16 protein-coding genes are annotated in these 11,856 nt (G+C 41.5%); 4 read left to right on the top strand and 12 right to left on the bottom strand.

The window, feature by feature from the left end:
* Positions 1-67 precede the first annotated feature (67 nt).
* Positions 68-739: a copper homeostasis protein CutC gene (locus H1R16_RS09160; protein WP_181886890.1), complete on the top strand. Its 672-nt coding sequence runs from the start codon at positions 68-70 to the stop codon at positions 737-739.
* 16 nt (positions 740-755) lie between these two features.
* Here H1R16_RS09160 and H1R16_RS09155 read toward each other — a convergent pair whose 3' ends face one another.
* Entirely contained in the window at positions 756-1,670 is a 915-nt protein-coding gene (locus H1R16_RS09155) for a dimethylarginine dimethylaminohydrolase family protein (RefSeq protein WP_181886891.1), read from the bottom strand.
* An 86-nt stretch (positions 1,671-1,756) separates the two neighbouring features.
* Between H1R16_RS09155 and H1R16_RS09150 the strand changes: the two genes are divergently transcribed.
* Both H1R16_RS09150 and H1R16_RS09145 read left to right on the top strand, forming a co-directional pair.
* On the top strand, positions 1,757-2,209 hold the full coding sequence (locus H1R16_RS09150; protein WP_181886892.1) for a hypothetical protein: 453 nt from the start codon (positions 1,757-1,759) through the stop codon (positions 2,207-2,209).
* A gap of 26 nt (positions 2,210-2,235) precedes the next feature.
* The gene (locus H1R16_RS09145) at positions 2,236-2,598 is read left to right on the top strand and encodes a DUF2200 domain-containing protein (protein ID WP_181886893.1); all 363 of its coding nucleotides are present in this window, start codon (positions 2,236-2,238) and stop codon (positions 2,596-2,598) included.
* A gap of 247 nt (positions 2,599-2,845) precedes the next feature.
* Here H1R16_RS09145 and H1R16_RS09140 read toward each other — a convergent pair whose 3' ends face one another.
* A complete protein-coding gene (locus tag H1R16_RS09140) occupies positions 2,846-4,132 on the bottom strand; it encodes a citrate synthase (protein ID WP_181886894.1) in 1,287 nt (428 codons plus the stop codon).
* 80 nt (positions 4,133-4,212) lie between these two features.
* On the bottom strand, positions 4,213-5,505 hold the full coding sequence (eno, locus tag H1R16_RS09135) for a phosphopyruvate hydratase (RefSeq protein WP_181886895.1): 1,293 nt from the start codon (positions 5,503-5,505) through the stop codon (positions 4,213-4,215).
* Between the two features lie 167 nt (positions 5,506-5,672).
* Here eno and H1R16_RS09130 point away from each other — a divergent pair, with 167 nt between their 5' ends.
* The gene (locus H1R16_RS09130; RefSeq protein ID WP_181886896.1) at positions 5,673-6,035 is read left to right on the top strand and encodes a hypothetical protein; all 363 of its coding nucleotides are present in this window, start codon (positions 5,673-5,675) and stop codon (positions 6,033-6,035) included.
* 38 nt (positions 6,036-6,073) lie between these two features.
* Here the strand turns inward: H1R16_RS09130 and H1R16_RS09125 are convergent, their stop codons facing one another.
* The 9 genes from H1R16_RS09125 to secY all read right to left on the bottom strand — a co-directional run bounded on the left by H1R16_RS09125 (position 6,074) and on the right by secY (position 11,852).
* The gene (locus H1R16_RS09125) at positions 6,074-6,844 is read right to left on the bottom strand and encodes a DUF3575 domain-containing protein (protein ID WP_181886897.1); all 771 of its coding nucleotides are present in this window, start codon (positions 6,842-6,844) and stop codon (positions 6,074-6,076) included.
* 153 nt (positions 6,845-6,997) lie between these two features.
* A complete protein-coding gene (gene rplQ, locus H1R16_RS09120) occupies positions 6,998-7,531 on the bottom strand; it encodes a 50S ribosomal protein L17 (RefSeq protein ID WP_181886898.1) in 534 nt (177 codons plus the stop codon).
* 6 nt (positions 7,532-7,537) lie between these two features.
* Positions 7,538-8,533 (bottom strand): DNA-directed RNA polymerase subunit alpha, encoded by a 996-nt coding sequence (locus H1R16_RS09115; protein WP_181886899.1) that lies wholly within the window; start codon positions 8,531-8,533, stop codon positions 7,538-7,540.
* A 33-nt stretch (positions 8,534-8,566) separates the two neighbouring features.
* The gene (rpsD, locus tag H1R16_RS09110) at positions 8,567-9,175 is read right to left on the bottom strand and encodes a 30S ribosomal protein S4 (protein ID WP_181886900.1); all 609 of its coding nucleotides are present in this window, start codon (positions 9,173-9,175) and stop codon (positions 8,567-8,569) included.
* An 89-nt stretch (positions 9,176-9,264) separates the two neighbouring features.
* The gene (gene rpsK, locus H1R16_RS09105; RefSeq protein ID WP_181886901.1) at positions 9,265-9,654 is read right to left on the bottom strand and encodes a 30S ribosomal protein S11; all 390 of its coding nucleotides are present in this window, start codon (positions 9,652-9,654) and stop codon (positions 9,265-9,267) included.
* 11 nt (positions 9,655-9,665) lie between these two features.
* Entirely contained in the window at positions 9,666-10,043 is a 378-nt protein-coding gene (gene rpsM / locus H1R16_RS09100) for a 30S ribosomal protein S13 (protein WP_181886902.1), read from the bottom strand.
* 9 nt (positions 10,044-10,052) lie between these two features.
* Positions 10,053-10,169 (bottom strand): 50S ribosomal protein L36, encoded by a 117-nt coding sequence (rpmJ, locus tag H1R16_RS09095; RefSeq protein ID WP_007839480.1) that lies wholly within the window; start codon positions 10,167-10,169, stop codon positions 10,053-10,055.
* 79 nt (positions 10,170-10,248) lie between these two features.
* On the bottom strand, positions 10,249-10,464 hold the full coding sequence (gene infA, locus H1R16_RS09090; protein ID WP_027381317.1) for a translation initiation factor IF-1: 216 nt from the start codon (positions 10,462-10,464) through the stop codon (positions 10,249-10,251).
* A gap of 5 nt (positions 10,465-10,469) precedes the next feature.
* The gene (gene secY / locus H1R16_RS09085) at positions 10,470-11,852 is read right to left on the bottom strand and encodes a preprotein translocase subunit SecY (protein WP_181886903.1); all 1,383 of its coding nucleotides are present in this window, start codon (positions 11,850-11,852) and stop codon (positions 10,470-10,472) included.
* Positions 11,853-11,856: the final 4 nt, after the last annotated feature.

Here is an 11,856-nt window from a genome sequence, read left to right as displayed (position 1 = left end):
ATCATTTTTTTCCACACTGGAAATCAATTTCAATATATCCATTTTAGAAATACAAAAATATTGCAGTATGCTTGAGATCGCCTGTTTTGAAATAACCTCTGCCGAGACGGCACTGCTGTCGGTGGCTGACCGTATTGAATTCTGCTCAGAGCAGCATCTGGGCGGGCTCACCCCCGATATTGAAGAATTCCGTTATTTAAAATCTATTTACAGTAAACCGATTTACGTGATGATCCGTCCGGTTGGTGGCGGCTTTATGTATTCTGAAACGGAATTTCGCGAAATGCGCAGGAACCTGCTTGAATTTAAAAGTGCAGGAGCAAATGGATTCGTATTTGGAATTCTGGGAAACGGTAATTCAGTTGATTTGCAAAGAAACAGTGAACTCGTAGAACTTGCGGGTGCAGTGCCATGCACTTTTCACCGGGCTATAGACCGCACACCAAACCTGGAAACCGGTGTGCAGAATTTAATAAAGTTAGGATTTCGGGCCGTGCTTACCTCAGGCGGCAAAGAAACGGCATGGGAAGGCAGGGAACAGCTAAAGGATATGATTGCTTCTTATGCGCACCGTATTGATATACTGGTGGGTGGAGGTGTCCGTGCAGGTAATATTTCAGAACTGAAAAAAATTACGGAAGGACGGCATTTTCACTCTTCGGCAATCCCCCAATATGAAAGTTTCGCCAATGAAGAAGAAATCCGCAGGATGCAAATGGTAGTCAGGCCGGATTACTAAGTTTAGCCCAGCACTTTTATTCCCGCACCAGCGGCAGAGTAGAGCAACGGAGCAAACCACCCATTTTAGAAATTTCACGGTAAGGTACTTCTTCCACAGTCATACCCCACTCGTTACGGAGATGATTGTTAAGCCTGGTAAAGGAAGAATCTGAAACTGCGATTTCCGGTGATATAGAAAATATATTTGGGTTCATCTCAAACATTTCCTGTTTGGTTACGTGGAAGCAGTTTTCTTCACCAAAAATATCAAGCAATAACCTGTAATCACTTTCATCAACAAAACCTTCCTTATAAATAATACATTTGTCCGTTCCAACCGGATTAAACGTACAGTCCAGGTGCAGAACGCCGGTAAAAGGATCAGTATCATTTTTTATGAGCTCCAGGTCAATTACTCGTTTCTTCGGAAAATAATCCTTCAGCACCTCAATAGCATATTCATTGGTCCTGGCGGTTTTGAAGTTCCGGTAATCCTGCGAAAAACAGGTTCCCACAAAAAGGAAGTCATTCCAAACGATCACATCGCCACCCTCAATATGTGCGGTATCCGGAAGATTGATAATCTTTTTCCAGCCTACACGTGCAAAAATCTTACGGTAAGCATCCTGTTCATTGTACCTTTCGGGTATGATGTTGGAAATAATCATTTTATCCTCTATTACAAATGCAACATCACGTGCAAAAACCTGGTTATAATCTTCAATAATGTGAGGACGGAAAACTTCTACATCATATTTTTTCAGAATTTTTTCAAATTCCGTCATTTCATGAACTATAGCCTCCTCCCCGGGATAGATATTATTGTAAATGCTGTGGTAGGATTTGGCATCATAACTTTCCTCCAGAGTATGTGCGTTACCCATAGAATGCGGCATGCCCAATACCACCGATTTCAGCATTCCTGTTTCGTTGTTGATGTTTAACTTCATAAAATGTAGCTTGATACAAATATAGGCAATCGGTCTTCAATCCAAAAATATTGTTTAATTTTAAGGAGTACTTTAACTTCAAAGCCATGGTATTCAAAGCAAAACTGCATGACGACATTGTTTCACACGGTGGCATTACCCTTAAAGCAGAACGGGATTTCGGTTGGTTCGGAAATTGCGGGATTAAAATTTATATGAAGGACCAGCCTGCCTTCAGCTTTTATATAAGTGGTTGGACAAACCGAATATCTAAGGTTGAAAACAATCTAGACTTCCCATTCGAGCTTATTAACAGCAATGAAGCCGTTTCAGGAGATGACAGATTCCGGCTGAATATTAACCGCAGTTATCTTTTCACCGGTAATTATGGTGAACTTGAGGTAAACGGACATACTGTGGCAAAGTTGCGACTGAAACAGCGGTTGTTTGGGATAGAGCTCACCATGCAACCGGCAAATGATCAGTTGAATGATGAAACCAAACTGAAATCAGCGATATTGATACTGGCTAATATTGTACACCTCGATGGCTCTATCTGAATACCTGCTCATATTAATTTAAGTAAATGAAAAGTACGGCACATCATGACGAACGCATAGCACAAATTACTTTCGCTTCGGTATATCCACATTATATAACCAAGGTGGAAAAGAAAGGACGAAGCATTAGCGAGCTGCATCAGGTTATCCAATGGCTTACGGGCTATGACGAAGTCGCGTTACAGCAGCACATCAGCAATAAAAGCACTTTCAATGAATTCTTTGCAGCTGCTGATCTTAACCCCAAGGCTGAATTGATTACTGGCAGCATTTGCGGTTACAAAATCCAGGATATTGAAAATCCTTTAACTAAAAAGGTCCGTTTTCTTGACAAACTGGTGGATGAACTTGCAAAGGGAAAAGCTATGGAAAAAATATTTAGAAATTAAAATTATGAACAGAAAATATGTGCCCCTGCTGATCGCATTAATTCTACTAATTGGATTCAGCGCCACCTTTTTTATCTTCAAAAGCAATGACCATATGGAGTGCGGCACGGATGTCCGGTACAGTATAACGGCAGACGGCAACCCCGAGCAGGTTAGATCGCATGTCTGTAAGGAAAGGTTTTCCTTTTAACAAAAAATTCCTCCCGGGACCGGGAGGAATCATTATTTTAAAATAATCCTGTGAAGATTATCTTGCATTCATATCTACGTAGTCACGTTTTTGAGCGCCCTGGTATACCTGTCTTGGTCTTCCAATTGGGTCGTTATGCAAACGCATCTCTTTCCACTGAGAAATCCAGCCCGGAAGTCTGCCTAATGCAAACATTACAGTAAACATTTCGGTTGGAATTCCTAAAGCCCTGTAGATGATTCCGGAATAGAAATCTACGTTCGGATACAGTTTACGGCTCACGAAGTATTCATCTTCCAGTGCTACTCTTTCAAGCTGCATAGCGATGTCCAAAGCTTTGTCTTCAATACCCAGGGAGTTCAGGATATCGTCTGCGGCTTTTTTGATAATTGTTGCACGCGGATCGAAACTTTTGTAAACTCTGTGTCCGAAGCCCATAAGACGGAAATTATCGTCCTTGTTTTTCGCTTTTTCCACATATTTAGCTACATCCCCACCATCCTGCTCAATCATTTCAAGCATTTCAATAACTGCCTGGTTAGCACCACCGTGAAGTGGGCCCCAAAGTGCAGAAATACCTGCTGAAACTGAAGCGAAAAGACCTGTATGAGCAGACCCTACCATTCTTACCGTAGAAGTGGAACAGTTTTGCTCATGGTCTGCGTGAAGGATAAGAAGCTTATCCAAAGCTCCCACAACAACCGGATCCAATTCGAAATCCATGTTCGGACGACGGAAACACATTTTGTAGAAGTTCTCCACATAGTTAAGGTTGTTATCGCCGTGGTTGATTGAAAGACCTAATTTTTTGCGGTAAGTCCACGCACAAAGGTGAGAGAATTTAGCCAAAAGCATATTTGCCGCTTCATCCATCTCTTCTTTGGAATTTACGTTCACAGCTTTCGGGTTGAAGGCTGTAAGTGCAGATGTTAACGAAGAAAGTACTCCCATAGGGTGCGCTGAACGTGGAAATACATCCAGAATTTTCTTCATTTCGTCAGCTACGAAATTATATTTCTTAATTCCACTTTCAAACCCCTGGTACTGAGTGCCTGTAGGCAGTTCTCCGTGAAGAAGCAGGTACATAACTTCCGTAAAGTTGGATTTATCTGCAATCTGCTCAATAGGGTAACCTCTGTAATAAAGTTCACCTTTGTCACCATCCAGATAGGTGATGTCACTTAAAGTGGCACCGGTATTTTTATACCCCAAATCCAGCGTAATCAAACCGGTTTCGTCTCTCAGTTTAGAAATATCAATTCCTCTGTCACCTACGGTGCTCTCTACAATCGGATATTCAAATGATTTCCCATCATAGTTCAGTACAACTTTGTTATCTGACATTATTTATAATTTTTTACTAATTTATGAATATTGGAAGTAAACGGCAAATCGTTATAGCCATTCTTAATTAATTTTGTCTATTACTTTTTTACTTTGAAAGCATCAAGACCAGGGAATACTGCAGTCTCGCCTAAAGCTTCTTCAATTCTTAAAAGTTGGTTGTATTTTGCCATCCGGTCTGAACGGGATGCAGAACCCGTTTTTATCTGACCGCAATTCATCGCTACCGCAAGATCTGCGATGGTGGAATCCTCAGTTTCGCCGGAACGGTGTGACATCACGGAAGTATAGCGGTTGTGCTGGGCCATCTGAACGGCAGCCATGGTTTCGGATAAGGTTCCGATCTGGTTTACTTTCACCAGAATTGAATTTGCAATTCCTTCATTGATACCGCGGGAAAGTCTTTCTACATTTGTTACGAATAAATCGTCGCCCACAAGCTGTACACGGTCACCAATTTTATCGGTAAGCATTTTCCATCCTTCCCAGTCATCCTCATGCATACCGTCTTCAATAGAGATAATCGGATATTTGGAGGCAAGTTCAGCAAGGTAAGAAACCTGCTCGCTGCGGTTGTACTGCGCAGATTCGGGAGTCTGGAATTTCCTGTAGTCGTAAGTTCCGTCCTTGTAAAATTCGGATGCGGCACAGTCCAGAGCGATCATCACATCGTCTCCAGGCTTGTAACCGGCCTTTTCGATAGCCTGCATCAGTGTATCCAAAGCATCTTCAGTTCCTGTAAATGTAGGCGCAAAACCGCCCTCGTCGCCCACCGCAGTGGAAAGACCTCTGGAGTGCAAAATGGATTTCAGGCTGTGGAATATTTCTGTTCCTTTTCTTAATGCATGTGAGAATGAATCTGCCTTCACCGGCATCACCATAAACTCCTGGAATGCGATTGGAGCATCAGAGTGTGAACCACCGTTAATTACGTTCATCATAGGTACCGGAAGTGTATTGGCATTAACACCACCCACATAACGGTAAAGAGGAAGACGCAGTTCGGTTGCAGCAGCTTTCGCCGTTGCCAGAGAAACCCCCAGAATGGCGTTTGCACCCAGGCTTCCCTTGTTACTGGTACCGTCCAGATCAATCATTATCTGGTCGATAAGATTTTGGTCGTACACAGGCATACCAACAAGCTCTGGCGCAATTACTTCACGCACATTTTCTACAGCTTTCAAAACACCTTTTCCAAGATAATCTGAGCCACCGTCACGAAGTTCAACAGCCTCATGTTCTCCTGTGGAGGCGCCTGAAGGTACCGCTGCGCGGCCCATGGCTCCGCTTTCTGTGAAAACATCTACTTCAATTGTCGGATTACCGCGGGAATCAAGGATCTGCCTTGCTTCAATGTACGAAATGTAACTCATTTTTATCTGTTTTATGGATTTTAGTATTGACCTGCTTAAGGTTCACAAATTTAAATAATTTGAGTGGTTTGCAGGTGATATTTCTGTAATTAATCGCTACGTCTGGAGGCATTGATAAATTTTAAGTAAATTTGATAAGGTAATATCCAACCAACAAGCAAATAGCTATGAAGAAACTGATCATAATCCTTACAACGGCCGTACTGACAGCATGCGGCAAGGAAAGCGGAAATACAGGAGTAATGAAAGAGGACACAGCAACTGTAAGTGCAGACACGCCGAAAGAAACCACTTACCGCTATGTTGCGGAGGATGGCAGCAGTGCGCATGTTGCCTTCGGTGAAGCCACTGAAGGCAAATATATCAGCATCAGGAGTAATAATAAAACCATCAGGGTTAAGCATGACTCGCAGACTGATACCGGAGATGTTTACCGCGAACATGACATCACAGTCACTTCTAATGATTCTCTGGTGGTTATTGACCAGGGCGGAACATTGATTGAACTGAAGAAAGCCCGCGGACAGTAGCATTTCCTGCTGACAGCAGCACCTGTTTTCAACAGTATTTAGAAGCGATATCCCAAAGCAAGTCCAAAGCGCAGTCCAGCCCAAGGTCCGCTAACTTTTGCGGTCGCACCAGTTTCAGTTGCGGTAGCTTCTATTTTTACAAGAGGAACATCAAGATTATCCAGTTCCTCCTGCAGCTCACGCTGCCTTTCTGGGGTGAGCCTAGTGCTGCTGGAAGCAATGAGCTCACCTTTTGATATACCATAGTGTCCGCCCAAAATATTGAAATCCAGCACCCAGTTTTGCTCCTGCCCCAGGAACCATTGCTTGCCAATCATTACTCCTATACTGTTACCGTTCACATTTCCTTCCAGCTGAACGTAATGTTTCTCTGTTACTCCCTGCTCAATGGTTTCGAACTCATACCGGTAGTCTGAAAATTCAGCATGCGAGTACCGGTAGTACGGTGCCAGATAGAAGCCCTGCCCGTATCCGCCTTTACCTAAATAAAACCGCGGCTCCAGAGTAATTGAATTATAATTCATCACCATACCTTCTACATCTCCAATATCATCTCCCTGAAGGAAAAGTTTCACATATGGAACTTTTCCTGAAGGAATAACAGAAACTGTTGCAGCTAATGATGTAGTTTTACTTATGACGCGCTCGTAGGACAGATTGAGATTCCGGAATGCGAAGGCTGTTACATTGGTTTTGATGATGTTGGGTATATCCGGGCGAAGTTTCGTAACGGATACGGAATCCGCATTTTGCGAAAAGGCAAAACTACAGCACAGCACAGCCATAAAAGAAAAGGTATTCAATTTCATAACAGATGATTTTAGGAGTGGTGATTAAAATTGATAAGCGTTTACTCAAATCTAGTGAATAACATACTTATGTGCAACATATATTTTTTACGATATATTACAGCAAAAAGCCGCTCAGTTTCCTGAGCGGCTTTCAATTTATCTACAGACTGATTAGTCCGTTTTGTTATCTTCAGACTTTACTCCACCTTCGGTTACACCGTCGGTTTTTGCTTCTTCAGCAGGAGTTTCAGCAGCAGGAACAGATGCTACAGCTTCTTTCTTGGCTGTACCGGCTCTTCTGCTTCTTCTAGTAGTCTTTTTCTCTTCCTCGTTAGGATTGTAAAGCTCGTTGAAATCTACAAGTTCGATCATAGCCATATCAGCAGCATCACCCTGGCGGAAACCAGTTTTGATGATTCTTGTATAACCACCGTTTCTTTCGGCGATTTTTGGGGCTACCGTTCTGAAAAGTTCAGCAACAGCTTCCTTACTTTGAAGGTAGGAGAAAACTGTTCTTCTGTTATGTGTAGTATCTTCTTTTGCTTTTGTTAAAAGTGGCTCAACATATACTCTTAAAGCTTTCGCTTTAGCAACAGTAGTGTTGATTCTTTTATGCTCGATAAGAGAACAAGCCATATTAGAAAGCATTGCTTTTCTGTGTGGAGCGGTTCTTCCTAAGTGATTGAATTTTTTACCGTGTCTCATTATTATTTATTTATCAGCGTCTAACTTATATTTGGCAACGTCGAAACCGAAGTTAAGACCTTTTGCATGTACTAATTCTTCTAATTCAGTTAAAGATTTTTTACCAAAATTCCTGAACTTCATCAGATCAGACTTACTGTAAGAAACCAGTTCACCCAGTGTTTCCACTTCAGCAGCTTTCAGACAATTCAATGCTCTTACGGAAAGATCCATATCGGCTAGCTTGGATTTAAGGAGCTGTCTTGTATGTAAAGTTTCTTCGTCATACTGAATTGAGGCTTTTACGGCTTCCGTTTCCAGGGTAATCCTTTCATCGGAGAACAGCATAAAGTGATAGATCAAAATCTTGGAAGCTTCTGTTAAAGCATTCTGTGGAGTAATAGATCCGTCTGTTTCAATATCCAGTATTAACTTTTCGTAGTCTGTTTTTTGCTCAACACGATAGTTTTCAATTGCATACTTCACTTTCTTGATGGGAGTAAAGATAGAATCGATAGCGATAGTTCCCAAAGGAGCTGTGCCGGATTTGTTCTGTTCGGAAGGAACATAACCTCTACCCTTTTCAATGTTGAAAGTAATCTCGAAGTTCACGTCTTTGTTCATGTTGCAGATAACCAGGTCCGGATTCAGTACCTCAAATCCGTTCATGGATTTACCCAGATCTGCACCTGTAACTACTGTCTGTCCGGAAACTTTAGCAACTACCTGCTCAGCGGTCTGATTTTCTCCAAGTGCCTTCAGGCGAAGTTGCTTCAGATTCAGAATAATTTCTGTAACATCTTCAATTACGCCGGGAATCGTTGAAAACTCGTGCTCTACCCCTTCTATTTTGATAGAAGAAATAGCATATCCTTCCAGAGAAGAAAGCAAAACTCTTCTCAAAGCATTACCGATTGTAAGTCCGAAACCCGACTCAAGAGGTCTGAATTCAAACTGACCTTTGAAATCGTCGGAGCTTAATAGAATTACTTTATCGGGTTTTATGAATTGTAAAATTGCCATATTATTGGTTGAGCAAAGATTGGATTATAATTATTATTTGTTGTATAGCTCGACGATAAGCTGCTCTTTGATGTCTTCAGGAATCTGAATTCTCTCCGGAGCTGAAAGGAAAGTACTTTCCTTCTTCTCATCGTTAAACTGCAACCATTCGTAGTTTGCTTTAGATGCCAAAGCATCTGCAATAATTTCCAGAGATTTGGATTTTTCTCTGATTGCAATAACATCACCTGCCTTAAGGATATAAGAAGGAATGTTTACCAGTTCGCCGTTCACGGTTACGTGTCTGTGCGATACCAGCTGTCTTGCGCCGGCTCTGGTTTTAGCGAATCCAATTCTGTAAACTACGTTGTCCAATCTTGATTCGCAAAGCTGTAAAAGGATCTCACCGGTTACACCTTTAGCTCTTGTTGCTCTTTCAAAAAGATTTGCAAACTGTCTTTCCAGGATACCGTAAGTATACTTAGCCTTCTGCTTTTCCATAAGCTGTACTGCATACTCGGATTTCTTAGCATTTCTCCTTCTGTTAGGTCCGTGCTGTCCCGGTGGTTGGTTTTTTCTTCTTTCGAAGCTTTTGTCGTCACCATAGATAGCGGCTCCGAACTTTCTTGCAATCTTGGTTTTTGGTCCAATATATCTTGCCATATTTTTTTTAGATTTTAGATTCTAGATTTTAGATTTTAGATTAAAATGGCTTACCATTGAGATTAAAAACTAAAACTTAAAATAATAGATTATACTCTTCTTCTTTTAGGAGGTCTACACCCGTTATGTGGCATTGGAGTAACATCTACAATCTCACTAACTTCAATTCCGGAATTGTGAATAGTTCTGATAGCAGATTCTCTACCCTGACCAGGACCTTTTACAAACACCTTTACTCTTCTGAGACCCGCTTCGTGGGCCACAGCAGCGCAGTTTTCGGCAGCCATCTGAGCTGCGAACGGAGTATTTTTCTTAGAACCTCTGAAACCCATTTTACCTGCAGAAGCCCAGGAGATAACCTCTCCGCCTTTATTTGTTAAAGAAATAATAATATTATTGAAAGAGGCCTGGATGTGTGCTTCACCAATGGCTTCTACCTTTACTTTTCTTTTCTTAACTACTTTATTTTGTTTTGCCATAATTCTAACGATTATTTAGTTGCTTTTTTCTTGTTAGCAACAGTTTTTCTTCTTCCTTTACGGGTTCTAGAATTGTTTTTCGTTCTTTGGCCTCTTAAAGGTAATCCGAGTCTGTGACGTATTCCTCGTTGGCACCCAATGTCCATCAATCGCTTGATGTTCAGTTGCACTTCAGAACGCAGTTCACCTTCAACCTTGATGTTTTCGGTAATATAGTTTCTGATTGCGGCCAATTCATCGTCATTCCATTCGTTGACTTTTTTGTCTTCGCTGATACCGGCATTCTTAAGGATTTCTGAAGAAGTACTTCTTCCGATCCCATAGATGTAAGTTAAACCGATAACTCCTCTTTTGTTTTTTGGTAAATCAATACCGGAAATTCTCGCCATAATTTAATTTTAGCCTTGTCTTTGTTTAAATTTTGGGTTTTTCTTGTTGATTACAAACAGAACGCCCTTACGACGAACAATCTTGCAATCAGCACTTCTTTTTTTAATAGATGCTCTAACTTTCATTTGATTTTGCTTTATGCTTATGGCAATTGGCTTTAGGCTAATTGCAATTGTTATAAAAAGTTACAAACGCCAGACACAATTAGTATCTGAACGTGATTCTTCCCTTTGATAAATCATAGGGAGACATTTCAAGCTTTACCTTATCACCAGGCAGGAGCTTGATATAATGCATTCTCATTTTACCGGAAATATGGGCAATCAATATATGCCCATTTTCCAATTCTACACGAAACTGCGCATTCGAAAGTGCTTCCGTAATTACGCCGTCCTGTTCAATATGTTTTTGCTTAGCCATTTATTCTACTGGATATTTGATGATCTTGATAATTTAGATTGCATCAAACCGTCATAATGGTGATTCAACAGATACGTATTAATTTGCTGTACCGTATCCAGGATAACACCCACCATAATTAAAAGCGAGGTACCCCCGAAGAAAAGGGCAAAATTCTGTGTCTCAACCAACCATCCAAACACTAGTGCCGGAAGGATTGCAAAAATAGCTAAAAATATTGAACCTGGCAATGTTAATTTTGATAAAATATCATCCAGATAATCAGAGGTTTCCTTACCGGGTCTCACCTTTGGAATAAGACCTCCGTTACGCTTAAGATCGTCTGCCATCTGGTTTACCGGAATTGTGATCGCGGTATAGAAGAAGGTGAAAATGATGATAAGCAATGCAAAGAGGACATTATACTGCCAGCTGAATACGTTTTGAAAACCTGCGAAAAAGGTATTACTGTCATCCAGCTTCACCAAAAGTCCAGGTACAAACATCAGTGCCTGAGCAAAGATGATTGGCATTACACCGGCAGCGTTCACCTTAAGCGGGATCCACTGTCTGGCACCCTGCATCAGGTTCTTGTTTACACCGCCACGCGCCTGGGCACGGCTAACATACTGAATGGGTATCTTACGTACCGCAACAGAAAGAATAATTGCAAGTAATACAACTAACATCCAGAACAGTACTTCCACCAGAATAAGGATGGTTCCTGATCCGCCTTTACCTGTTTGGGTTACATATTCCTGTACGAATGCCTGAGGCAAACCTGCAAGTATACCTACCATAATCAGTATGGAGATACCGTTTCCGATACCTTTGTCCGTAATCTTCTCACCTAACCACATCGCAAATACAGAACCTGCTACAAGTATCACAATACTAGGAAGCCAGAACATCACCGAGTTAGGGTCTATGTAATAAGCCTGTGAGAACTGCGAATACGGTAAAAACATGGTAGTAATCGAGGTAAGGTAAGATGGTGCCTGAACCAGACAGACAGCGATGGTTAACCATCTCGTAATCTGATTTAGCGTATTACGTCCCGATTCCCCGTCCTTCTGAAGTTTCTGAAGGTAAGGAATGGCCATACCCATCAGCTGCACAATAATGGAGGCAGAGATATAAGGCATTATTCCAAGGGCCATAACAGAGGCATTGGCAAATGCACCTCCTGTAAATGACGAAAGCAAACCAAGAAGACCTGCTCCCTGGTTGTTTCCGCCCTGACTTTTGTAATGATCCAATAAGTTCCCGACTTCGGACAGGTTAATGGCCGGCAGGGAAATAAAGGTTGCGAATCTATACACTAGGACCATTCCTAAAGTAAATAAGATTTTATCCCTAAGTTCCTTTAGACTCCAAATGTTTTTAAGTGTTTGTATAAATCCTTTCATTATA

Source organism: Marnyiella aurantia, from assembly GCF_014041915.1.
Lineage (GTDB): Bacteria > Bacteroidota > Bacteroidia > Flavobacteriales > Weeksellaceae > Marnyiella > Marnyiella aurantia.
Note: the sequence above shows the minus strand (reverse complement) of the source record. Positions and strands in the feature narration are given on the sequence as shown.